The 22,480-nt window shown below is 66.9% G+C and carries 27 protein-coding genes; 15 read left to right on the plus strand and 12 right to left on the minus strand.

The features are described from left to right. Positions 1–68: 68 nt before the first annotated feature. The 3 genes from lysW to HACJB3_RS00995 form a co-directional block, all read right to left on the minus strand. On the minus strand, positions 69–254 hold the full coding sequence (lysW, locus tag HACJB3_RS00985; protein WP_008418861.1) for a lysine biosynthesis protein LysW: 186 nt from the start codon (positions 252–254) through the stop codon (positions 69–71). 164 nt (positions 255–418) lie between these two features. Beyond that, on the minus strand, positions 419–1,867 hold the full coding sequence (gene argH, locus HACJB3_RS00990) for an argininosuccinate lyase (RefSeq protein WP_013199327.1): 1,449 nt from the start codon (positions 1,865–1,867) through the stop codon (positions 419–421). Continuing rightward, on the minus strand, positions 1,868–3,103 hold the full coding sequence (locus HACJB3_RS00995; protein WP_008418855.1) for an argininosuccinate synthase: 1,236 nt from the start codon (positions 3,101–3,103) through the stop codon (positions 1,868–1,870). A gap of 141 nt (positions 3,104–3,244) precedes the next feature. Here HACJB3_RS00995 and HACJB3_RS19905 point away from each other — a divergent pair, with 141 nt between their 5' ends. Next, entirely contained in the window at positions 3,245–3,406 is a 162-nt protein-coding gene (locus HACJB3_RS19905) for a hypothetical protein (RefSeq protein WP_155828816.1), read from the plus strand. A gap of 133 nt (positions 3,407–3,539) precedes the next feature. Next, positions 3,540–4,049, plus strand: coding sequence for a 2'-5' RNA ligase family protein (locus HACJB3_RS01000; RefSeq protein ID WP_008418853.1), 510 nt, complete (start codon positions 3,540–3,542; stop codon positions 4,047–4,049). Here HACJB3_RS01000 and HACJB3_RS01005 read toward each other — a convergent pair. Beyond that, positions 4,038–6,215, minus strand: a complete 2,178-nt coding sequence (locus tag HACJB3_RS01005; RefSeq protein WP_008418851.1) for an ATP-dependent DNA helicase — start codon at positions 6,213–6,215, stop codon at positions 4,038–4,040. The genes HACJB3_RS01000 and HACJB3_RS01005 overlap by 12 nt on opposite strands. 37 nt (positions 6,216–6,252) lie before the next feature. After that, positions 6,253–7,203 carry a cation diffusion facilitator family transporter gene (locus tag HACJB3_RS01010; RefSeq protein WP_008418849.1) on the minus strand — a complete coding sequence of 317 codons (951 nt, stop codon included), beginning with the start codon at positions 7,201–7,203 and terminating at the stop codon, positions 6,253–6,255. Positions 7,204–7,305: 102 nt separating this feature from the next. Between HACJB3_RS01010 and HACJB3_RS01015 the strand changes: the two genes are divergently transcribed. Together HACJB3_RS01015 and HACJB3_RS20960 are read left to right on the plus strand one after the other, a co-directional pair. Continuing rightward, a complete protein-coding gene (locus HACJB3_RS01015; RefSeq protein WP_008418847.1) occupies positions 7,306–7,815 on the plus strand; it encodes a metallophosphoesterase in 510 nt (169 codons plus the stop codon). A gap of 97 nt (positions 7,816–7,912) precedes the next feature. Beyond that, positions 7,913–8,044 carry a DUF7859 family protein gene (locus tag HACJB3_RS20960; RefSeq protein ID WP_008418844.1) on the plus strand — a complete coding sequence of 44 codons (132 nt, stop codon included), beginning with the start codon at positions 7,913–7,915 and terminating at the stop codon, positions 8,042–8,044. Here the strand turns inward: HACJB3_RS20960 and HACJB3_RS01020 are convergent. Next, positions 8,041–9,057 carry a threonine aldolase family protein gene (locus HACJB3_RS01020; protein ID WP_008418842.1) on the minus strand — a complete coding sequence of 339 codons (1,017 nt, stop codon included), beginning with the start codon at positions 9,055–9,057 and terminating at the stop codon, positions 8,041–8,043. The genes HACJB3_RS20960 and HACJB3_RS01020 overlap by 4 nt on opposite strands. 106 nt (positions 9,058–9,163) lie before the next feature. Between HACJB3_RS01020 and HACJB3_RS01025 the strand changes: the two genes are divergently transcribed. Both HACJB3_RS01025 and HACJB3_RS01030 read left to right on the plus strand, forming a co-directional pair. After that, on the plus strand, positions 9,164–10,558 hold the full coding sequence (locus HACJB3_RS01025) for an SLC13 family permease (protein ID WP_008418840.1): 1,395 nt from the start codon (positions 9,164–9,166) through the stop codon (positions 10,556–10,558). Between the two features lie 39 nt (positions 10,559–10,597). Then, positions 10,598–11,683 (plus strand): aminopeptidase, encoded by a 1,086-nt coding sequence (locus tag HACJB3_RS01030; RefSeq protein ID WP_008418838.1) that lies wholly within the window; start codon positions 10,598–10,600, stop codon positions 11,681–11,683. A 162-nt stretch (positions 11,684–11,845) separates the two neighbouring features. On the opposite strand, the gene HACJB3_RS01035 is transcribed toward HACJB3_RS01030, so the two are convergent. Beyond that, complete coding sequence (locus HACJB3_RS01035; protein ID WP_008418837.1) at positions 11,846–12,250, minus strand: hypothetical protein; 405 nt, start codon at positions 12,248–12,250, stop codon at positions 11,846–11,848. Positions 12,251–12,333: 83 nt separating this feature from the next. Further along, positions 12,334–12,879 carry a CDP-2,3-bis-(O-geranylgeranyl)-sn-glycerol synthase gene (locus HACJB3_RS01040; protein WP_008418835.1) on the minus strand — a complete coding sequence of 182 codons (546 nt, stop codon included), beginning with the start codon at positions 12,877–12,879 and terminating at the stop codon, positions 12,334–12,336. Positions 12,880–12,966: 87 nt separating this feature from the next. On the opposite strand from HACJB3_RS01040, the gene HACJB3_RS01045 reads away from it, so the two are divergent. Both HACJB3_RS01045 and HACJB3_RS01050 read left to right on the plus strand, forming a co-directional pair. Then, positions 12,967–13,803: a proline dehydrogenase family protein gene (locus tag HACJB3_RS01045; protein ID WP_008418833.1), complete on the plus strand. Its 837-nt coding sequence runs from the start codon at positions 12,967–12,969 to the stop codon at positions 13,801–13,803. 36 nt (positions 13,804–13,839) lie between these two features. After that, positions 13,840–14,481: a DUF502 domain-containing protein gene (locus HACJB3_RS01050; RefSeq protein WP_049934198.1), complete on the plus strand. Its 642-nt coding sequence runs from the start codon at positions 13,840–13,842 to the stop codon at positions 14,479–14,481. Positions 14,482–14,483: 2 nt separating this feature from the next. Here HACJB3_RS01050 and larE read toward each other — a convergent pair whose 3' ends face one another. After that, entirely contained in the window at positions 14,484–15,350 is an 867-nt protein-coding gene (gene larE, locus HACJB3_RS01055) for an ATP-dependent sacrificial sulfur transferase LarE (RefSeq protein ID WP_008418829.1), read from the minus strand. A 93-nt stretch (positions 15,351–15,443) separates the two neighbouring features. Between larE and HACJB3_RS01060 the strand changes: the two genes are divergently transcribed. The 3 genes from HACJB3_RS01060 to HACJB3_RS01070 are packed head-to-tail and all read left to right on the plus strand — an operon-like array spanning position 15,444 to position 18,789. After that, positions 15,444–17,420, plus strand: a complete 1,977-nt coding sequence (locus tag HACJB3_RS01060; protein ID WP_008418827.1) for a helix-hairpin-helix domain-containing protein — start codon at positions 15,444–15,446, stop codon at positions 17,418–17,420. After that, positions 17,417–17,617 carry a hypothetical protein gene (locus HACJB3_RS01065; RefSeq protein ID WP_008418824.1) on the plus strand — a complete coding sequence of 67 codons (201 nt, stop codon included), beginning with the start codon at positions 17,417–17,419 and terminating at the stop codon, positions 17,615–17,617. Before HACJB3_RS01060 ends, HACJB3_RS01065 begins: the two co-directional genes overlap by 4 nt. 44 nt (positions 17,618–17,661) lie before the next feature. Beyond that, positions 17,662–18,789: an ORC1-type DNA replication protein gene (locus tag HACJB3_RS01070; RefSeq protein WP_008418822.1), complete on the plus strand. Its 1,128-nt coding sequence runs from the start codon at positions 17,662–17,664 to the stop codon at positions 18,787–18,789. A gap of 102 nt (positions 18,790–18,891) precedes the next feature. Here the strand turns inward: HACJB3_RS01070 and HACJB3_RS01075 are convergent, their stop codons facing one another. Then, positions 18,892–19,236 (minus strand): four-helix bundle copper-binding protein, encoded by a 345-nt coding sequence (locus tag HACJB3_RS01075; protein WP_008418820.1) that lies wholly within the window; start codon positions 19,234–19,236, stop codon positions 18,892–18,894. 285 nt (positions 19,237–19,521) lie between these two features. On the opposite strand from HACJB3_RS01075, the gene rpiA reads away from it, so the two are divergent. Beyond that, entirely contained in the window at positions 19,522–20,211 is a 690-nt protein-coding gene (gene rpiA / locus HACJB3_RS01080; protein ID WP_008418818.1) for a ribose-5-phosphate isomerase RpiA, read from the plus strand. Positions 20,212–20,249: 38 nt separating this feature from the next. Here the strand turns inward: rpiA and HACJB3_RS01085 are convergent, their stop codons facing one another. After that, positions 20,250–20,417 (minus strand): DNA-binding protein, encoded by a 168-nt coding sequence (locus tag HACJB3_RS01085; RefSeq protein ID WP_008418816.1) that lies wholly within the window; start codon positions 20,415–20,417, stop codon positions 20,250–20,252. 96 nt (positions 20,418–20,513) lie between these two features. Between HACJB3_RS01085 and larB the strand changes: the two genes are divergently transcribed. From larB to HACJB3_RS01095, 3 genes are all read left to right on the plus strand, one after another. After that, a complete protein-coding gene (gene larB, locus HACJB3_RS01090) occupies positions 20,514–21,269 on the plus strand; it encodes a nickel pincer cofactor biosynthesis protein LarB (protein ID WP_008418814.1) in 756 nt (251 codons plus the stop codon). Between the two features lie 184 nt (positions 21,270–21,453). Continuing rightward, positions 21,454–21,603, plus strand: coding sequence for a DUF7563 family protein (locus HACJB3_RS20050; RefSeq protein ID WP_008418812.1), 150 nt, complete (start codon positions 21,454–21,456; stop codon positions 21,601–21,603). A 59-nt stretch (positions 21,604–21,662) separates the two neighbouring features. Then, positions 21,663–21,905 carry a GIY-YIG nuclease family protein gene (locus HACJB3_RS01095; protein ID WP_008418810.1) on the plus strand — a complete coding sequence of 81 codons (243 nt, stop codon included), beginning with the start codon at positions 21,663–21,665 and terminating at the stop codon, positions 21,903–21,905. On the opposite strand, the gene HACJB3_RS01100 is transcribed toward HACJB3_RS01095, so the two are convergent. After that, positions 21,899–22,468, minus strand: a complete 570-nt coding sequence (locus HACJB3_RS01100) for an NADPH-dependent FMN reductase (RefSeq protein ID WP_008418808.1) — start codon at positions 22,466–22,468, stop codon at positions 21,899–21,901. The two genes, HACJB3_RS01095 and HACJB3_RS01100, sit on opposite strands and share 7 nt — an antisense overlap. Positions 22,469–22,480: the final 12 nt, after the last annotated feature.

Here is a 22,480-nt window from a genome sequence, read left to right on the forward strand (position 1 = left end):
TGGAAAAACTAACCGCTGTCTCGGTGTTCATTGCTGGTCGATCTCGTTCGCCTTCTCGCCGATCGCCATCACTCGCCCCAGTCTTCCTCGAGCTCGGGCGCTTCCTCGAGCTCGACGGGATCCGTCGAGACGACCTCGAGCTCCGCGCCGCTGACGGGGCTGTCGATGATCTCGCCGACTTCGACGTCGGCCGGTACCTCGATCTCGTCGCCGGTCAGGGGGTCCTCCGCCGTGATGGTGCTGTCGTCTGCCATTGTACTTCCCCGTATCGCACGGCTCACCTTAAACCCGTCGAATCTATCGCTTAATTAACATGACTGCAGTATCCGCTACGCGTGCACAAAAGCCCTCTGAGCGCGAATCGCGCTTCGAATATCAGCGACGAAGTGTGTGTGTGTGCCCCGGACGGGGCGGTCGCTCACTCATACGAACGCACCTCCTCGTCTAGTGCCGTGGCGGCGGCCCCGAGCGCCTCGGCGAGGTCGTCGACTGCTCGCTCGTCGGCGCCGATCCCGTCCCAGGCCGCCGCCAGCGTCTCCTCGACCGCCTCGGGTGCGGGCCCGCCTTGCGAGTCCCGGCTCGCGACGCTCGCTTCGGGGTCGAGCGCCGCCTCGACCGCCTCGCGGGGGACGTACTCGGCGAGGGGATCGCCGAGGACTGCCTCGCTCGCCGCATCGAGCGCCGCGTAGTCGCTGGCGTCCTCCGAAGCGAGCGCTACCAGTTCGTGAGCAGTCCGGAAGGGCAACCCGGCCATCGCGAGCGCGTCCGCGACGCCCGTCGCGGTCGAGAACCCCTCGCCTGCGGCCGCCTCCAACTGGTGTTCGTTCCACTCGGCGGTCGCGACCGCGCCGGCCGCGACGTCTGTCGCCTCGCGCACGGCGTCGACCGTCTCCCAGGCGTGGGGCGTCGCGCGCTGGAGGTCACGGTTGTACGCTCTCGGCAGTCCTTTGAGCGTCGTCAGGAGGCCGTTCAGCCCCGAAGAGGCGTCGCCCGCCGTGGCGCGAACCAGCTCCAGGGTATCGGGGTTCTTCTTCTGGGGCATGATCGAGGACGTCGAGGAGTACTCGTCCGAGAGTTCGACATAGCCCTTGTTCGAAAAGAGGATCAGGTCTTCGGCCATTCCGGAGAGCGTCGTCGACAGCGTCGCGAGCGCGCTCACCGTTTCGAGCAGGAAGTCCCGCGTCGAGGAGGCGTCCATCGAGTTTTCGAGCACGGACTCGAAGCCCAGCAGCTCCGCGGTTCGCTCGCGGTCGATATCGAAGGGCGTGCCCGCGAAGGCCGCCGCCCCCAGCGGGCAGCGGTTCGTTCTGCTATAAGCGTCGAGCAGGCGTTCGGTGTCGCGCGCCACCGCTCCCTCGTACGAGAGCAGCCAGTGAGCCACGGTGGTCGGCTGGGCCGGCTGGAGGTGGGTGTAGCCGGGCAACAGCGTTTCAGTCTGCCCCTCGGCGGCCCCGACGAGTGCCTCGCGGAAGGCAACCGTCGCTTCCAGGACCTCCAGGAGGTCCTCGCGCAGTCGGTGGCGGATGCAGGTCGCGACCTCGTCGTTGCGCGAGCGGGCGGTGTGCATCTTCCCGCCGACCGGTCCGATGGAGTCGATCACCGCCGTCTCGATGGCGGCGTGGACGTCCTCGCCGTCGGGCAGCGCGTCGTGGCCCGTGGCCTCCACCTCCGAAAGCGTCGCGAGGATCTCGCCGGCCTCCTCCTCGGGAACGATCCCCTGTTCTGCGAGCATCACGACGTGTGCGCGATCCACCGCGAGGTCGGCTTCGAAGATCCGTTCGTCGGCCGCCATCGAGGAGAGGAATCCGCGAGCGGGCCCACCACTGAACCGCTCGCGGCGCACCACGTCCCCGGACTCCCCGCTCATCTACTGCTCACCCTCGCTCGCGTCCCCGCCGTCGGTCACTGCGGGCGTGCGCTCGCCGACGTCGGCCTCGACGGCGTTCGCGAGGCGCTCTTGCAGGCCGTGATACTTCGCGACGCCGGTGGCGTCCTCCTGGGCGATCCCGTCGACGGTCTCGGTGTTGAACGACGCCGCGCTCGCCGAGTAGACCGCGAACTCGCTGTCCCTGCCTACGGGACGGGCTTTTCCGCCCTCGAGCTTGATCGTCACCGTGCCCGTCACCTTTGTCTGGGTCTCGTCGATGAAGCCGTTCAGCGCCTCCACGAGTGGTGCGAACAGCAGCCCCTCGTAGGCCTTCTCGGACCACTCGTGGTCGACGCCGACCTTGAACGACCGCTCGCCCTTCGTCAGGACGAGGTCCTCGAGCGCCCGGTGGGCGTTGAGCAACACGCTCGCCGCGGGGTGCTCGTAGTTCTCGCGGACTTTGAGCCCGAGCATGCGGTCCTCCATCAGGTCGGTCCGGCCGACGCCGTGGGCGCCCGCGAGTTCGTTCAGGTGCTCGATCAACTCGACGCCGTCCATCGCCTCGCCGTCGACCGCGACGGGAACCCCTTCGTCGAACTCGATCTCGATCTGCTCGGTTTCATCGGTTGGCTCGGCGGTCCAGTCGTAGATCTCTTCGGGGGGTACGTAGCTCGGCTCTTCCAACTGACCGCCCTCGACCGAGCGACTCCAGAGGTTCGTGTCGATCGACCAGACGCCGTCATTCCCTGCCTCGACGGGGAGGTCCTTCTCGTCGGCGTACTCGATCTCCCATTCCCGAGTGAGCCCGAGTTCGCGCACGGGCGCGATGACCTCCATGTCCGAGCCGCGCCAGACCGCCTCGAAGCGCAATTGGTCGTTGCCCTTGCCCGTACAGCCGTGGGCCAGCGCCGAGCAGTCCTGCTCCTCTGCGACTTCCAGAATCGCTTGTGCGATCACCGGGCGGGCAAGCGCGGTCCCGAGGGGATAGCCCTGATAGGTCGCGTTCGCTTTCACGCCGTCGAAGCAGGTCTCCGCGAACTCGGATTTGGCGTCGACGATGTGGTTCTCGAGCCCCAGTGCCTCGGCGGTCTCTTCGGCCTCCTCGAACTCCTCTTCGGGTTGGCCGACGTCGACGGTCACCCCGATCACTTCGTCGTAGCCGTACTCCTCTTCCAGTAGCGGTACACAGACGGTCGTATCCAGTCCACCCGAAAACGCGAGTGCCACACGTTCCATCGTTGCTCGAACGAACCTCCTATGGGGACATAAATTCTTCCTTTTTGATTATGAAAAATAAGGATAGAGGCTACGCTAACCGGGGAAATAGACGAATCGACGATTAGTCGAAATTTCGGAAGGTCGGGGATGAAGATAGTAGTGGGCCTAGCGGAGGCCCGGTCGCGGTCGTCGGGGACGCGGGGCTCCGGCCCGCGTGCGTGGCGCTACGGGCCACGAGCGTGGGGCCACGGCCTGTGGACGCGATACGACGGCGTCGCTCGTGGAAACGGGCGCATCCGCGAGCGGGTGCCGACTCATTGAGGAATGAAAATAGGCTCTGACTATTAAACGCTTCCGGCCCGGCAGTCCTTGACGAGAAGTTCGATCCGTACCATGGCCCCCGTGTGACCCGTCGATCACCGCGCTTATCCGGTCGTACGCCGTCGAAACGCGGGTGGCGATCAGTCTGAACGTTCCCGTACCGGGGCAGGTAAAGCGACTCGCCGGCGATCTCGAACCCGACCTCTATCGCTTCGAGCGCGTCCGGCGAACCCACACCCTCGGGGTCAAGCGCTTCGGCGAGCGCACACCGACGGAGTACGCCCGTCTCGCCCCGCAGGTCCGCCAAACCATCGCTGGAACACCGCCGTTCGAGGCCCGTATTACGGGGATCGAGTCCTTCGACGCCCCAACCAAAGGCGACTCCCCGGTCGTCTACCTCGCGGTCGAAAGCCCCCTGCTGGGCGAGCTCAACGCACGCCTCTCGGAGACGTTCGGCGCGATCGAGGGGATCGACGCCGAGGACTACGTCCCGCATATCACCCTCGCGCGCGGTGGGACCGAAACAATACGCGAACGCCTCCGCGAGCGGGCGATAGACCCGATCACGTGGACGGTCAACGAACTCGTGTTGTGGGACGCGACTCACGAGGAGGTCGCCACCCGGTTTTCCCTACCCGTCTAACCGCGGTTCGGGTGCCTCCTCGTAGGCATCGTGATCGCCGTAGAAGTTCAGCATCGAGAACTGGAGTTTCTCCGGGGAGATGTCGATCAGCTCGGCGCGCTCTTCGGGCGGGAACGCCCCTCGAACGCTGTATTTGCCCATCTCGCGCTCTGCGGTCTGCGTATAGCGCTTGTCGATGAGCGCGCGCACCCCGACCTCCTCTGGCGAGCGAAGCACCCGTCCGAGGGCCTGTCGAGTCTTCCTGATGGTCGGGATCTCGACGGCGTACTCCCAGCCTGCGTCGGGGTTCGCGTCGCCGTAGATCGATTGGTAGGCGTCTTGGACCGCGTCCATGCGCTCGTCGAGATGAGGATAGGGAACCCCGACCACGAGGACGGTGTGGGCGTCGTCGCCGTCGAAGCTCACCCCTTCCGTTAGCGTGCCCCACAGCGAGGTAAAGAGGACCGCATCGTCGCTTTCGGTGAACTCCTGTCTGAGTTCTTCGGCACCCACGCCGGGCCGGTCGAGATACGGCCCCGCGCTCGTCTCGACGAGCCCGTAGTAGCGCTCGGCCTCGTAGTAGCTCGGGAAGAATATCAGGGAGTTGCCCGGCGTCATCCGGATCGCGTCCTCGATCACGCGCGCGATCGTCCGCTGGGTATCCGGGTTCTCGCGCTCGCTCGCGAAGAGCGCGGGCGTCTCGACCGCGAACGTTCGCCGGTTTTCCTCGGGGAATTCAAGGCCGTAGGCTATCTCGATGGGCTCTTCGAGGCCCAGTACGTCCTCCAGGACGTCGAAGGGACGCAGCGTCGCGCTCATCAGCACGCTCGCGTGGACGCTCGAAAAGAGGCTCTCTGCGACCTCGCGGGGGATACACGTATAGAGCTCCGCCCGGCCGTACACCTCCTCGGTGCCCTCGTCCCGGCGCACCCCAAGGACGGGGTATTGACCCAGTGCGGCCCCGTCGTCGAGCCAGCCCTCGATGAACGCGGCGGCCTGGAGGGTCTGACACTCCGCTCGCGTCTGAGCCTGCCCGTTGCGATAGGCCTCCTCGTACTGCTCGTCGAGTTCCTCGCCGAACTCCAGTGCGCTCTTGAGGTCCCGATCGATCCCTTGGCCCGTGTACTCCTCCAGAAAGGCGAGCGTGAGCTCGTCGCGACCCGACTCGTTGGCGATGGCGACGTCCTCCCAGTTCTCGTCGACCTTTCCCCGGTCGCCGAAGCCAAACGAGTCCTCGTAGGTCGAAACGAGCGCCCGGCGAAAGGCCGCGAACACGGCGAACGCGTCCTCGCTTCGCGGGTCGTCTGCGTCCTCACACTCGTCGAGGGCGCTGTCGACGGTGTTCTCCGTCAGCGTCCGGGTCGCGTGGTCCCGGGCAGCGTCCTCGATGTTGTGGGCCTCGTCGAAGACGCAGATCACGTCCTCGGGGTCGCGATCCAGCCACCGGAAGAACTGCTCTCTGATCATCGGATCGAGCAGGTGGTGGTAGTTACAGACCACGAGGTCGACGCCCTCCATTCCGTCTTTGAGCAGTTCGTAGCCACACAAGCCCTCGCGTTCGGCGTACTCGTAGACCTCCTCGGGGGTGCGCACGTCGCTGAAGAGCCACTGGTAGAACGCGTCGGTGTTCTCGACGAGATTGTTGTAGTAGTGCTCGCAGGTGGGCTCTTCTTCGAGGTCCGAGACCTCCTCGTCGACGGATTCGAGCTCGTCCATCACCGCGCTGCGGGCTTCGGCGGCCCCCTGATCGCCCGCCTGACTCTCCTCTAAGAGTTCCTCCTGTTTGCGTTCGAGCTGGGCCTTATCGATCTCGGAGTCGGCCAGGTCGCGGGTCGTATCGCGAAGCACCTGACACTCCTCGTAGCTCACGTCGATATGGCACATCGAGGCCTTCCCCTTGAAGACGACCGCGCGGATCGCCTCCTCTCGCGTGATCGCGCGGGCCTCCTCGACGAACTGGCGCATCTGCTGGTGGACGTTCGTCGTGATCACCACCGTCTTGTCGGTCTCGCGGGCGTGTGAGAGCGCGGGTACGAGCGCCGAGAGGGTCTTTCCCGTGCCACAGGCACCCTCGAAGAGCACGTCCTGGCCGCGAGCGAGACCGTTTTCGATCCGCTCGATCGCCTCGCGCTGGTTCTCGTAGGGGGCGTCGTACGGGAAAAACCGCTCGGAGTCGGTCGTCGCCACACGAGACGTGGGTCCCGATCGGATAAAAACGCTCGGATCAGGCCGTCTGGGGTTCGATGTAGACGCTTTTGACGCTCTCGTCGGCCTCCCGCAGCGCCCGTTCGATCCCGCCGATGCGTTCGTCGATCTCCTCGCCGTCGAGGGCCGGGTCGAACCCGACGTCGGCGGCCACGAGCAGGTAGTCCGGACCGAAATGGACGCTACGGAACCCGGTGATCTCGGTGACGCCGTTCCAACCGGCGACGATCTCCCGTAGCCCCCGCTCGTCGGTCTTCGGGAGGCTCTCGCCGATCAGCAGGCGCTTGTTCTCCCAGGCCAGCGCGAGGGCAAAGCCCATCAGCATCAGCCCGATCAACAGCGCCGCCGTCCCGTCGTAGACGGGGTTGCCGGTGACGCGGGTGAGGTAGATGCCCGCGAGCGCGATCCCGAGCCCGGCGAGCGCGACCGTGTCCTCGGTCAACGCGGTCAACACGGTGGTCCGGCTGGTCTTTTTGAACGCCTCGCGGTAGCCGCTCCAACCCCGCTCGTCGATCTCCGCGCGCATCGCCGCGCGGGCCTTGATGAGTGCGTAGGTCTCGAAGACGATCGCGCCGAGCAACACAGCGTAGTTGACGTAGATCCCCGGAACGGTCGTCCCCAGCAGGGTGACCGAGCCTTCGGTCAGGTGTGCCTCGCCGTGGACGAGTGCCTCGTAGCCACCCTTCGCGCTCTCCCAGCCCGCGATCCCGAACAGCAGGACGCTTACGAGGAAGCTGTAGAAGAACTCCGCCTTGCCGTAGCCGAAGGGATGCGAGCGATCGCGCTCCTGTCGGCCGTAGTAGATCCCAACCAGCAGGAAGACCTGATTGCCCGTATCCGAGACGGAGTGGTACGTCTCGGCGAGCATCGCCGGGCTCCCGGTCAGCAGGAACCCGCCGAATTTCAGTACCGCGATCGCCCCGTTGGCCACCAACGCAGCCAGCACCACGCCGACGCTTTCACCTGCCATCGGATCCGCTACTCACCCGGGGATAATGCCCTTTGGGATCGAGTCCCGCCTGGAGAGTCGGGGGAGCGAAACCGACACTATCGTCCCCGATCACGTCCACGTATGCTCGCGGTCGTCTCCGACACCCACAGTACCGAGGCCCACGCCCTGACCGGCCGGACGCTCGCGGCGGTCCGGGACGCAGAGCGCGTGATCCACGCCGGTGACTTCACGTCCGTCTCCGCGCTCGACGCGTTTCACGCGGAGGCTCCCCGCCTCGACGCGGTCCATGGCAACGCCGACGAGTCGGCGGTCCGGGACCGACTGCCGGCGGCCCGAACCCTCGAATGGGAGGGGCTGCGGATCGCGCTTACTCACCGCCGGGACGGCGGCCCCACGGGGCTGGCGATGTTCGGGCGCGAGCGCGGCGCGGACCTCGTGGTCTCCGGACACACCCACGCCCCGGGCGTTACGCGGACCGACGATCTCGTCCTGTTGAACCCGGGGAGCCATGCCGACCCTCGTGGTAATCGGCCGGCTCATGCGGAACTCGAAGCGATTGACAACGAGGTTCGCGGGCGGCTCCGTCGGCCCGACGGAACCGTCCTCGAGGAGTTCTCGATTCGGGCCTGATCGGGGGTGTGAGCACCGACCCGGTTTTGCCCTGTAGGCCATTGCAGCCCGTCCGGCTGGCCGAAACGCTCTTTTGCCCACCCCGAGTGGTGGACGTATGTTCCTCCAGCTCGATCCCGTCTATCTCGTCTTCGTCGGGATACTGGTCTTCTTCGTCGGCGGGGCGTACCTGTTCGTCCGGAAGGTGCTTTTCGGCTTCCGAGACGGCTTGGAGAGCGGCCGGCGCTAGAGCGCCCGATCGACGGCCGAAATCGCCTCCTCGACGTCCCCGTCGTCGACGTCCCAGTGCGTACAGAACCGGACGACGTACTCGCCGAAGGCCACTCCGAGGACGCCCGTCGACTCGACCGCCGCGAGGAACTCCTCGGCGGTGTGGCCGGTCCCCTCGCAGTCGACCAGGACGATGTTCGTCTCGGGCTCGAGGACGGAGAGCCCCTCGATCCCGTCGAGCCCGGCCGCGAGCCGGTGGGCGTTCTCGTGATCGTCGGTGAGCCGATGGCGGTTTTCGAGCGCGAGCGCTCCCGGCGCGGCGATGATTCCGGCTTGCCGCATCCCGCCACCCAGCAGCTTGCGGTTCCGGCGGGCACGATCGACGAACTCCTGACTGCCGGCAAGCATCGATCCGACGGGCGCGCCCAACCCCTTCGAGAGACAGAACATCACCGAATCGACCGGCGCGACGATCTCGCGTGCCTCGACGCCGAGCGCCGCCGCGGCGTTGAACACACGCGCGCCGTCCAGGTGGACCGGGACGTCGAGACCGTGGGCCGTCTCTGCGGTCTCGCGGATCTTCTCTACCTCGATGGCCGCCCCGCCCTTGCTGTTGTGGGTGTTCTCGAGGGTCAACAGGCCCGTCCCCGGTCGATGTAGGTCCTCGGCGACGTAGCTTTCTCGTACCCGTTCGGGCGAGACGACCCCGCGGTCGTCCCCCTCGACGGTGCGCACCTGCAGGCCCGAGAGCTGAGCCATCCCGCCCAACTCCCATTTGACGACGTGGCTCTCGCGCTCACAGAGCACCTCCTGACCGCGCTCGGTGTGGGTCCGCACCGCGATTTGGTTGCCCATCGTCCCCGTGGGGACGTACAGCGCCGCCTCCGTGCCGACGATCTCGGCCGCCCGCTCTTCTAGCTCGTTTACGGTCGGGTCCTCGCGATACACGTCGTCGCCGACCTCGGCGTTCGCACTCGCTTCGCGCATCCGGTCGTCCGGTCGCGTCACCGTATCGCTTCGCAGATCGATCATGGGCGGGCTTTGTGTTTGGCGGGCAAAACCCTGCCCGTCCCTACGGGCCCGGCGGCACCTGCCAGTATCGACCCCCTTTTGGTTCCGATCCGGGAACTGCCAGTAGATGACACTCGTCGCCCGTCTCGACGCGCTTCGCTCACCGCTGCCCGCGTTCGCGCTCGCAGCGGCCATCGGAGCGATCGCGCTCGTCGCCGCGCCGCTGGCGGCCGACGCCGCGACGATGCTCGCGATCACGCTGTTCTGTATCGTCCTCTGGGTCCTCACGCCCGTCCCGCCGGCCTACACGGGCGTGATCTGTATCGGCCTCGTCGGGGCCGCCTTCTCGACGGAGCTGGCGCTCGTGGGCTTTCGTTCGCCCGCGACCTGGCTGATCGGGTTCGGGCTGTTGATCGGGCTTGCGACCCGCGAGAGCGGCCTCGCGGACTGGGCCGGCCGGTGGCTCGTCGCCCGCGCCGTCCCGGCCCTCTGGCGCGAGGATCCCCGCCGGTCTTACGGCGCGCTGCTCGTGGCGCTCTGTCTGGGCACGCTCGCCTTCGCGCTGTTGGTCCCCTCGACGCTCGTACGCGTGCTCGTGCTCGCGCCGGTGCTCTACGAGACCGGACGCTTCTTCGAGGACCGCGATGCTCGGATCGGGCTCTTTTTGGGACCGCTGTTCGCGACCTTCTACGGTGCCTCGGGGATCTACACCGCCGCGCTCCCGAACGTCATCATCTCCGGGATCGCGGAATCGGTCGGCGACCTCGCGATCGGGTGGACCGAGTGGGCGACGGTGCTCTTTCCGGTGATGGGACTTGCCCGGACGGTCCTCGTCGCGGGCGTCGTCTTCGCGCTGTATCGGCCCGCTGCCGACTCGGGCGTCGAGGTTCCCGAAGACGGGCCCGGGTCCGCGGGCGGGCGCGAGCGGCGGATGGCGCTGTTCTTGCTGGCGGGCGCGCTCTTTTGGATGACCGACTTCCTCCACGGCCTGCATCCGGTCTTCGGCGCGATCCTCGTCGTCGTGCTTGCCTTCCTTCCGACCGTGGGCGTCGTCGAGTTCTCGCGAGCCGGCGACCCCGACTACTCGATCCTCTTCTTTTTGGGCGGGGTCTTCGCCGTCGGCGAGGGCCTCTCGCAGACGGGGTTTGCGGACCTCGCGGCGGGGGCGCTGTTCGAGACCATCCCCGCCGACGGGTCGCTCGCACTCGTCCTCGCGTTCGTTTTCGGGGCGACCATTCTCCTCAACCTCCTGATGGAGGGGCTCGCGGTCGCGAGTGTCCTGACCCCGGTGTTGGTCTCCTACGCCTCGGGTACGGGCCTGCCGCTCACCCCGGTCGTGATGACCGAGGCCCTCGCCCTGGGGACCTACTTCTTCCCGTACCAGTCGGCCGTCCTCGTCGCGATCCTCGCACAGGACGGCGTCGAGGCGGGCGATCTGATCCGCGTAACGGTCGCCTGCTCGCTGGCGACGATCCTCCTCTTGCTCCCGATCCAGTTCGGGCTCTTCTCGATCCTGTACTGAACCCAAACGAGTTTGGTCGGGCGCGCGCCAGAACCGGGTATGGATCCGCGAATCCGCGAACACGCAGAGACCATCGTCGACCATTCCACCGATATCGCCGAGGGCGACGACGTGATCGTCAGCGCACCCCCCGTCGCGAGCGACCTCGTGGTCGCGCTCTTCGAGGTGCTCGGGGATCGCGGTGCGAACCCGGTCTCGCTCAACGCCGACGAGCGCGCAAAACGCGCCTTCCTGCGTGCTTCCGAGGGGTTCGAGACGCCGAGCCACGAGCAGGCGCTGATGGACGAAACCGACGCGTTCATCCACCTGCGTGCGACCGAGAACGCCACCGAGACCGGCGACGTCGACCCCGAGACGACCGCCGCCTACTCGGTGGCCCAACAGCCGATTCGGGAGGAACGCCTCTCGAAGCGCTGGTGTCTCACGCAGTTCCCCGCGCCCGCGAACGCCCAACTCGCGGGCATGAGCACCGAAGCCTACGAGAACTTCGTCTGGGACGCGATCAACAAGGACTGGGGGGCCCAGCGGGAGTTCCAGGACCAGATGGTCGAGATCCTCGACCCTGCAGAGGAGGTCCGGATCGTCTCGGGCGAGGGCACCGACGTGACGATGAGCGTCGCGGGCAACACCACGCTCAACGACTACGGCGAGAAGAACCTCCCTGGGGGTGAGGTCTTCACAGCCCCTGTGCCCGACAGCGTCGAGGGAAGCGTCTTCTTCGACAAGCCCCTGTACCACCAGGGCCGCGAGATCACCGATGTCGCCCTCGAGTTCGCGGGCGGCGAGGTCGTTTCCCACTCGGCCGGGCAGAACGAGGACCTGCTGACGGAGGTGCTTTCCACCGACGAGGGTGCTCGCCGACTCGGGGAACTGGGTATCGGGATGAACCGCGACATCGACCGGTTTACCTACAACATGCTGTTCGACGAGAAGATGGGCGACACCGTCCACATGGCTGTCGGGATGGCCTACGACGACTGCGTCGGCGAGGGGGGCGAGGTCAACGAGAGCGCGGTCCACGTCGACATGATCGTCGACATGGGCGCCGAGTCGCGAATCGAGGTCGACGGCGAGGTCGTCCAGCGAAACGGTACCTTCCGATTCGAAGACGGGTTCGAGGCCTGAATTTCGCCTTTTGGTCCAGATTTTGCGAGTGAACGGCGACGTCGCGAACGAGACAAAACCAGTCCCGCGGGCGTCGAGGCCGTACTCTCGGACCTGGGGTTCGACGTCGAGCGCATCGAGGACCGGGGCGGGGAGTACCTGATCAGCGCTTGATCGCCCTGATCAGGCGACCTCGATCTCCCGCAGGAGGTCCGCCAGCACGTGCGCGTAGACGACGACCGCGCTGAACGTCGCCAGCAGGCGACTCGCCGGTCGGAACGCGAGGACGAGGGCGCCGCCGATGAGGACGTGGCTCGTCAGGCGTTCGAGTTTCATACGCACGTCGGGGAACACCGACTCCTGCTCGGTGAACGCCCAAATCGGGTGACGAACCGCCCGTGTGAGATAGGACCAACTGCCGGTCTTCAGCCGCGCGATGACGAAGTGATCGAGGTCGATGAACACGCTCAAAAGCAGGCCGTAGGTCCAGAGGGCGAGTTTCGTCGGGAGCGAGCGACCGCGCGCGAGGAGGGCCGCGGCCAGCGCACTACAGAGCGCGCCGATCGCCGCGTGTTCGTGCGAGCGCATGGCGGGCGTTCTCACGACGGGGGCTTTAGTTCGCCGGTTGTCGGTCGGTCCCCCGAATGCGACTCATACGGCCTCGGCCGCGATCACCACGGCTCGTGTTTGAACCCGAAGAGGTAGGCGAGCACGTTCGTGACGACGTGGAGGACCGGCGTCACGACGAACACGACCACCAACAGCGGGAGCGTAAAGACCGCGAGGACCCACTCGAAGGCGACCAGCGCGGTCAGGACGAGCGCCACCACGGCGAAATCGAGCTGATCGACGCCGGGAAGGGGTGCGCCCCGGTTGCGCCCGGTACGACGCTTGATAAACGAGGCGGCCATGTCCCCGAGCATCGCTCCCAGCGGGAGGGTGATCATCACCGCGAGGGGAAAGGTGGGAACCGACACGCCGAACGCCGAAACGGCGGTCGGTTGGAAGACGTTGAGCAGGTAGGCGACGCCGATCCCGATCAGCGTGCCGACGATCGTCCCGCGCCAGGTCTTGCCGTCCCCCAACAGCCGGCGGCCCTTCCAGGTCCGGCCGCCGTCGATCGGCGCGCCCCCGCCCGCGAGGACGGCGGCGTTGTTCGGCACGTACGCGGGCAACATCACCCAGAAGGCGACGACGAGGAGTTCGAGCGGGCCCATACCGACCCCGAACCGCCGAACGATTTAATGCTCAACGGTTCGCCCGCGCACGTCCATCATTAAAGTCCGGCGGGCCGAAGGCGACGTATGCTCCCACCGATCGCCCGCCGGTTCGTCGCCGGGGAGACCCCCGCGACCGCCCTCGAACACGCCCGCGAGTGCAATGATCGCGACATCGGCGCGATCCTCAACCTGCTCGGCGAACACTACGAGGACCCCACGGCCGCCGACGACGACGCCCGGGCCTACGCCGCGTTGCTCGCCGATCTCGGCGGAACGGACCTCGATGCCTGCATCTCGGTCAAACCCACCCAGATCGGGCTGGATGTCAGCGAGGCACGCTTCCGGGACAACCTCCGAGGGATCGTCGACGCCGCCGACGAATACGACCGGTTCGTCTGGATCGACATGGAGGATCACACCACCACCGACGCCACGCTCGACGCCTTCGAGGAGTTCGTCGAGGCGCGAGGCGGGGGCCTTGGCGTCTGCCTGCAGGCGAACCTCAAACGCACCCGCGGGGACCTCGAACGGTTCAGGGACGTCCCCGGCAAGATCCGCTTGGTAAAGGGTGCCTACGACGAACCGCCCGCGATCGCCTACAAGAGTCGTGAGCGGATCAACGAGGTGTACCAGGAGCACCTCGAGTATCTGTTCGAACACTACGAGGGCGGGATCGCGCTCGGCAGCCACGACCCCGTGATGATCGATCGGGCCCGGGAGCTTCACGCCGAACACGACACCGACTTCGAGATCCAGATGCTGATGGGGGTGCGAGAGGACGCCCAAGAGGACCTCGCCCGCGAGTACGAGGTCTACCAGTACGCCCCCTACGGCGGGAAATGGCTCTCGTATTTCTACCGCCGGATGATGGAACGAAAGGAGAACGCTGGGTTCGCGCTACGGGCGATTCTGGGCCGATGAACAACTCTTTTAGCCCGGCCCAGTAAGAGGGGAGCGATGTCGACATGGAAGCGGGACATGGCCAGCGGGCTGGTCGTCCTCGTCCCGATCATCGTCACGGTCTGGGTGGTCTACTGGCTCTTTCGGTTCATCGCGAACCTCCCGCTGACCCAGTCGATCGACGACGCCGCCCTCCGTGTGCTCATCACGCTCGCCGTGTTCGTCCTGCTCGTCTTTGCCGTCGGCTATCTGATGCGCACCGCGATCGGCTCGCTGGTCGAGGCCGGAATCGACAGCGTGATGAACAGCGTGCCCGGCCTCCGGGTGGTCTACAACGCCTCGAAGATGGCCGTCGAGACCGCCCTGACCGGGACCGAGGACCTTCAGGCGCCGGTGAAGGTAAACACCTGGGAGAACATCCGCATGACCGCGTTCAAGACCGGACGGGAGGCTCCCGACGGTCGGAAACTCCTCTTCTTGCCGACCGCGCCCAACATCACCAGCGGGTTCGTCATCGAGGTCGAGGAGGAGGACGTCATCGAGACCGACGACACGGTCGAGGAAGCGCTCACGAGGATCCTGAGCGCCGGCTTCGGCGAGCGCGACGAGACCCCCGCAGGCATCCCCATCGACGTCGTCGAGGAACGCCCCGGGCCCGAGGCCAAGACCGACGCGGACGACCGCCCGACGACCGACTGACGCTACTCGACCGTGGGGTACTGCGTATCGAGCAGGTCCGTTTCCGTCTCCGTGGCCGGGTCGGCCCCCTCGGGACTGACGCTGCCGGTCCGATAGCCGTGTAAGTCGAGCGTGACGTGCTCGAAGCCGAGGTCGTTCATGTGTGCGCGGGTCGCCCGGACGAACTCGATGTCCAGTGCCTCCTCCAGTTCCTCGGGCGCGATCTCGATGCGGGCCAGTCCGTCGTGATCCCGCACGCGAAACTGCGAGAAGCCCCAGCCCCGTAGCAGGGCTTCGGCCTTATCGACGCGAGTGAGTCGCTCCTCGGTGACCTCGATCCCGGTCGGGATCCTCGACGAGAGACAGGCCATCGCGGGTTTCTCGGCGACCGAGAGGTCATACGTAGCGGCGATCTCCCGTACGTCGTCCTTGGTGATGTCGTGGTCCAAAAGCGGCGAGCGCGCGTCTAGTTCCGCGACCGCCTGCAGGCCCGGCCGATGTCCCTCGCCGGGGTCCGAGGCGTTGGTGCCGTCACACACCACCGGAATCCCGAGTTCCGCGGCCCGTTCGAACATCTTACCGAGTCGCATCGACCGGCAGTGATAACAGCGGTCGCCGTCGTTTTTGACGAACTCGGGGTCGTCAAGCTCGGAGAACTCGACGATCTCGTGGCGGATGCCGATCTCCCCGGCGACCCGTCTCGCGTCCTCCAGTTCGGCATCGGGCAGCGTCTCGCTTTTCGCGGTGCAGGCCACGGCATCCTCCCCGAGGGCGTCGTAGGCGATGGCGGCGACGGCGCTCGAATCCACTCCCCCGGAGAAGGCGACGAGTACCCCCTCTTCGGTGGCGAGGTCCGCGCGGGCGGCGGCCAGTTTCTCCTCCGTGGACATGCCCCGCCCTTGCTCGCCCGCGGACAAAAGCCGTGCGCTCTCGCGGGGTGCGGCCGGGACGTTTTTGCGTTCGCGCCGGTAGTGAGCCTATTGATGGAGTTCGAGTCGATCCCCGGGGTGGGCGCGAAGACCGCGAGCGCGCTCGCCGAACTCGAGGACGCCAAACGCGCACTCCGGGAGGGTGACGTCGCCGCCCTCGCGGGCGCGCCGGGGATCAGCGAGGGCCGGGCCGCCCGGATCGCCCGCGGTGCGATCCGTCGGGAACACGACGACTCCTCGCGGCTGTTGCGGACCGACCGCGCCCGCGAGATCCACCGCGAGCTGCTCGCCCTGCTGCAGGAACGGGCGGTCACCTCGTACGCAAAACGCCGCCTCGAGACGTTCTACCCTTCGTCCTCGTCCTCCCGGATCGAGGAGGTCCAGTCGTTCGCCCAGCGGGCGACCGACCGCGATCCCGACCCCGACGTTCGGGGGGCGCTGGCGGGGGTCACACCCCTCGAAGCGCCGCGCCAGGTCCGGGTACGCGATCGCTGTCTGGTCACGAGCGACGCCGAGACGCTGGCCGCCGCACGCGAGGCCGTGCCCGAACTCCCGGTCGAGGTCTGCGAGGACGCCCGCGGGCTGGCGGACCTCGCACGGGGCTACTCGACGGTGATCGCACTCGACGAGGCCTTCACCGGTGTGGAGGTAGCGGGTGACGTGCGGGTCCGGCCCGACGCCCTCGACGATCCCGCCGAGACCGTTCCTGAACGAACCCTCTCGTTTTTCGCGGGCAACCGGGAGTCGATCCGTGCGGCGATCGCCGTTCACCGCACGGCCGACCTCGACCCGACCTGTGATCTCGCCGCCCTCGACGACGCGCTCTCGCGGCTGGGCCCCGACGGCGAGGTGAAAGACGACGCCGAACTCGAACGCCTTTCGCGGGCGGTTTCGGACCTCGACGCGAGCGTCCACACCGCAGAAAGCGTCGCCAACGACTCCCTCAGGGGGGCGATCGAGAAACGCGACGTGACCATCGAGGGGACGGACCTGCTCTCGCTTGCCGAGCGGGGGGCGGGCATCGACTCGCTGCTCTCCCGGGAGCTCGCAGACGAGTACGACGCCGCCGTGGAGGCGGCCCGCGAGCACCTGATCGACGCGCTCGCGCTCGATTCGGGCGAGAGCGAGATCGCCCGCAACGCCTTCCCCGAGGAGCCGACCTTTCCGGTCGAGCACGACGAGAGCGTCGTCGGGCGGCTTCGCGAGGAACTGGTCGCCCGGAAAGAGCGCCGCGCGACGCGGGGCAAGCGTGACCTCGCCGCGGACCTCGCGGCGTTTCGGGAGCCGTCCGCGTCGCTGGTCCGGGCCGCGCTCGAACTGGACGTCGAACTGGCCGTCGCCCGTTTCGCCCGCGAGTTCGACTGTGCGATGCCGGCGTTCGGTGGGGCGGGCATCGAGATCGAGGGCGGACGCTCGCCGCTGCTTTCCGAACCCCTCGAAGCGATCGAACCCGTCGATTACACGGTGGCGGGCGTCACCCTGCTGTCGGGGGTCAACAGCGGCGGGAAGACCTCGACGCTGGATCTGGTCTGTGCCGTTGTAATCCTCGCCCAGATGGGCCTGCCGGTGCCCGCCGACTGCGTCCGACTGGAGCGCTTTTCGGAACTGCACTACCACGCCAAGACCCAGGGCACGCTCGATGCGGGGGCCTTCGAGGGCACGGTCAAGGAGTTCGCCGACCTCGCCTCGGGGGGCGAGGGCCGACTGGTGTTGGTCGACGAACTCGAGAGCATCACCGAACCGGGCGCGAGCGCGAAGATCATCGCCGGCCTCCTCGAAGCGCTCAACGAAACCGATACCACGGCGGTCTTCGTCTCCCATCTCGCCCGCGAGATCCGCGCGGCCGCCGACTGCGAGCTCGCGGTCGACGGGATCGAGGCCGTCGGGCTGGCCGAGGGCGAACTCGTGGTGAATCGCTCGCCCGTGAAGGGCCGTCTCGCGCGCTCGACGCCCGAGCTGATCGTCGAGAAGCTCGCCCGCGAGGAGGGGACGGCGATCTACGACCGCCTGCTCGGGAAGTTCGAGTCATGAACCGGGATGGCACCCTCTACGAGATCGTCCACTTCGGCGCGGTGGTTAGTCTCGCCTACGCCGCGCTGTACGCCGCCAGCCTCGCCGGCGTCACCGAGTTTTGGGCCGAGTTGCTGATCGCGGGCGTCGTCGGTGTTGGCTACGTCCTCGTCGCGTTCTATCTCGATCTCGCGCCGCCCTCCTGGCGCGGGGAGTGAGCTGTGGCGAACGATTAAATAGGCCGGCGAGCGTGGTGAAAGTGATGGTCGAGGACCCCGAGGAGGGGATGCTCTCGTGGGACGAGTCGGTCTTTCGCGACGAGCGCGTCTTCGAGATCGACTACCTCCCCGAGACGTTCGAACACCGAGAGAGCCAGCTTCGGGGCCTCCAGTACGCGCTGCGGCCCGCCGTTCGGGGCTCACGGCCGCTGAACGCCCTAGTGCAGGGCCCGCCCGGGACCGGCAAGACGACCGCCGTCCAGAAACTGTTCGGCGAGCTCTCGGGCCATTCGGGGGTGCGGACCGTCCACGCCAACTGCCAAGTCGACTCGACGCGCTATGCCGTGTTCTCGCGGCTGTTCGAGGGGATCTTCGAGTACGAGCCGCCCTCCAGTGGCGTCTCCTTTAAGAAGCTGTTCGGGCAGGTCACCGACCGGCTGGTCGAGGCCGACGAGGTGCTCGTTGTCGCGCTCGACGACGTGAACTACCTCTTTTACGAGAACGAGGCCAGCGATACGCTCTACTCGCTGTTGCGCGCCCACGAGACCCACCCCGGTGCGCGGATCGGCGTGGTCGTCGTCTCCTCCGACCTCGCGCTCGGTACGATCGAGGAGCTCGATTCGCGGGTTCAGAGCGTCTTTCGACCCGAGGAGGTCTACTTTCCGGTCTACGACACCGGCGAGATCGTCGACATCCTCGGCGAGCGCGTCGACCGGGGGTTCCGGGAGGGGATCGTCTCGACGACGGTCCTCGACCGGGTCGCGGAGTTCACCGCCGACAGCGGCGATCTCCGGGTCGGGATCGACCTCCTGCGCCGGGCGGGCCTGAACGCCGAGATGCGCGCGAGTCGAACCGTCGAGATAGAGGACGTCGAGGAGGCCTACGAGAAATCGAAGTACGTCCACCTCTCGCGGAGCCTGCGGGGGCTCGCCGACAGCGAGGCGACGCTCGTGGGCGTACTGGTCGATCACGACGGCGAGCAGGCCGGCGAGGTCTACGAGGCCTTCGCCGAGAAGACCGGCCTGGGCTATACGCGCTACTCGGAGATCGTCAACAAGCTCGACAATCTGGGGCTCATCGAGACCTCCTACGCCGGAATGGAGGGGCGGGGTCGTTCGCGCCAGCTCTCGCTGGCGTACGACCCCGAGGCGATCACCAACCGGCTGGAGTGACACGTTCCGGTTGACATTCCGTTTTGGGACCCGCTTTCGGCTCCTCGCCGGCCCTCACCACGAAAAACGAGAGCGAGCGGGAGCGGTGACCGGTGACTCGCCTCAGGCGGCCATCCCGCGGCAGGTCTCGGCACACTCGCGCAGGACTGCCGCACAGACCTGACAGTGCTCGTGATCGTGGCTCTCGCACTCCTCTGCACATTCCTCGCAGGCGTCGGCACAGACCGCCGCGAGGTCCGCGTGGTAGCCCGAGTCGCGCGCCATGAAACGGGCGTGAAGCGTCGCGATGTCCGCGACGTCCCGACACAGTCGGATACACTCGGCCATGCCCTCGCCTTCCTCGGCACAGGCGTCAGCACACCACTCGCAGGCCTGTGTGGCCTCCAGGCAGTTGTCCATGCACTCGGCCATCTCGTCGTCCAGGTGATCGATCTCTGTTAGCGCCATCGCACTTCCCGATACGGGTGCAGGCATTTCCTCGATTTCGGTTGCGATAGCCGGTTCTCTCGCCCGGATTCGCTTCGAAATCCGATGGCGATCGGGTCGCCGGCGACCGACCCGTTCGGTGTTTGCGCCGGCCGGCTCTCATACGAGCGTCCCCAACCCCGTTCTCGACCGCGAGCGGGGCGTTCCGGTCGGTCCCCGACGACTTTCGATTCCGAACCGGCGCTCGCACGGACGGGTTCCGACCCGATTGAAACGCTTTTTTCCCCGGGGAGCGACCGGCCGCGCATGAAGACCACCGGTGGGAGTGAGGTCGAAAAACGGAACGCGGGCGAACGCGCGGCCGAACTCGTCGCGGACGGGGCGGTCGTCGGGCTCGGCACCGGCTCGACGACGGCCCACGCGATCCGTGCGCTCGGCCGTCGAGTCGAGGACGGGTTCGAGGTGCAGGGAATCCCGACCTCCTACCAATCGGCTGATCTGGCCCGCGAGGTCGGAATCCCCCTCACGACGCTCGATGACGCCGCTCCCGCCATCGCGATCGACGGTGCTGACCGGATCGCGGGCTTCGAGTTGATAAAGGGCGGCGGGGCGGCCCATACCCGAGAGAAACTGGTCGCAAGCGCCGCCGCCCGGCTGGTGATCGTCGCCGACCCCTCGAAGGAATGCGAGACCCTCGACCGACCGGTTCCGCTCGAAGTCCTGCCCGCCGCGCGCCGGCCCGTTTCCGAGGTGGTCGAGGGACTGGGCAGTACGCCGGACCTACGGCTGGCCGAGCGAAAGGACGGCCCGGTCGTCACCGATAACGGCAACCTCGTGCTCGATTGTGATTTCGGCCGAATCGAGGAGCCTGCCGACCTCGCCCAAAAGCTCGCTTCGATTCCGGGCGTGCTCGAACACGGGCTGTTCGTCGGGCTGGCCGACACCGTATTGATCGGCACCGAAACCGGCGTCGAGGAACGCGAGCGCCGCCGCTGATCGACGGAAAAATATACGAGAAGGGCTCGGAAGCCAGCTTACAGGTCGCGGGGCTGGACCGTCTTCCGGTCGTTGTCCTCGGCGCGTCGCGCCGCGTCGTTGAGGAGCTCCTCGACCTCCTCGTCGAGCGCGTCGTAGAAGTCGGAGGAGACGTTGTGGTCGGACAGTGCTTCCTTTACGGCGGCTTTGACGATCAGGTCTGCCATACGAACGGGCCTTTTCCGGCCGCCTTTATAAGTTTTCGTAAATCGGCGTGATTCGAAGGCGACGAATAGGAATAGCTGGGGGTCTACCCCCCGAATATGGGACTTCGCGACATTCTTGACGACGTGCATTCGGGCGAATTAACCCCGGAGGAGGCGCAAGCGCGCCTCGCAGGCTACGCGAGGACGGAGGCCGGGCGCTTCGATGCCGCCCGCGAATCGCGACGCGGCATCCCCGAAGCGATCTTCGCGCCCGGCAAGACCACGGAGGAGATCGCCGCTCTCGCCGAAACTGCCCTCGAAACGACGGGACGGGCGGTCATCACGCGGGTCGACGGCGAGGCGGTCACCGCCCTCGAAACCGTCCTCGACGGCGAGGTGACTCACCACGAACGCGCGCGCTGTCTGGTCGTCCACGCGCAGGGGTTCGAACCGCCCGAACTCGACGCTTCCGTGGGGGTCGTCACCGGCGGAACGGCGGACCGTCGGTCGGCCGGTGAGGCCGCGGTGATCGCCGGCGAGATCGGCGCGCGCGTCGAACGGATCGAGGACGTCGGCGTGGCGAACCTCTCGCGGGTGATCGACCAGCTCCCCCGATTGCGCGAGATGGACGTGCTCGTGGTCGCCGCCGGGCGCGAAGGAGCCCTCCCGACCGTGGTCGCCGGGCTCGTTTCGACCCCCGTGATCGGCCTGCCCGTCTCCAGCGGCTACGGGTTCGGCGCCGGCGGCGAAGCCGCCCTGCTCGGGATGCTCCAGTCCTGTAGCGTCCTCTCGGTCGTCAACGTCGATGCGGGCTACGTCGCGGGCACGCAGGCCGGACTGATCGCCAGCGCGATCGCCGATGCGCGTCCGTAGTTCGGAATGTGAAAACGATAGTAGGGACTCACCGACTTCCGGATCCCCGATCGGCGCATTCGATTCCCCTTTCGCGAACATATCTTTCCCGAAGGCAAATATTGGAGTGATTTTGGAAAGAGTATATATTCGGTCCTCCCATACTCCTACCTACCGGCACGGCGGTCCTGCCGGAACGAACGCGATGCCACACTGTGACCACTGCGAAGCGCACGTCTCCGAGCGGTTCGAGCGCGTGTTCGCCGACGAACACGGGCGCATCTTCGCCTGCCCGAGCTGTTCGGCAAACGCGGGCATAGCGGAGGCCGCGAGATTGCGTGCGCGAAAGGCATAGGGCCCTCCGGGGCTATCCGAACCGTAACCCAACCACCACGCGAAGCCCTTTCGGATCCGATGACTCACTACGTCTACGTCCTCGAATGTGCCGACGGAAGCCTCTATACCGGCTATACCACCGACGTCGAGCGGCGGGTCGCCGAACACGACGCCGGCGAGGGCGCCAAATACACCCGTGGTCGGACGCCCGTCTCGCTCGTCTACACCGAATCCTTCGAGACGCGTTCCGATGCGATGAGTAGGGAGTACGCGATCAAGCGGCTCTCGCGGGCCGAGAAAGAGGCACTGGTCGACTACTGAGCCGTGGTCGTGTGTTCGGTGATCGGCTCGGGGTCGATGAAGGCGTACTCGACGGCCTGTCGGCCGAGCTTTCGGACGCGCTCGTCGAGCGCCGAATCGAGGAACGCCCCCTCCGAATCGAACCGGTCGCTCGCGTTGCGGATCCCCACCTCGTGGGGCAGGGTCCAGCCGTGGACCGCCCGGACGCTCGCGCGGAGGTGTTCGAGGGTGGGTCCGTAGGTGCCCCCGCCCGCGACCGCGAGCAGGCCGACCGTGGTGTCCTCGAACTCGTCGAACCCACAGTAATCGAGCGCGTTCTTCAGCGCCGCCGAGAAGGTGCCGTGATAGACGGGCGTTCCCAGCAACACGGCGTCGGCCTCGCGGATCTCGGTCATCAGTTCCTCGGCGTCGCGGGTGTCCTCGGTGTCGGGGTCGTAGACGGGCAGGTCGTACTCCCGAAGGTCCAATAGCGCCGTTGAGGCGCCGGCTTCACGGGCGGCTTCGAGGGCGTGACCGAGCGCGAGACGGGTGTAACTGCTATTGCGGAGGCTGCCACAGACGGCGACGACGCGCGGTGGGTTCATGCCCGAACGAAG

Origin of the sequence: Halalkalicoccus jeotgali B3, from assembly GCF_000196895.1 — an archaeon.
Classification (GTDB): domain Archaea; phylum Halobacteriota; class Halobacteria; order Halobacteriales; family Halalkalicoccaceae; genus Halalkalicoccus; species Halalkalicoccus jeotgali.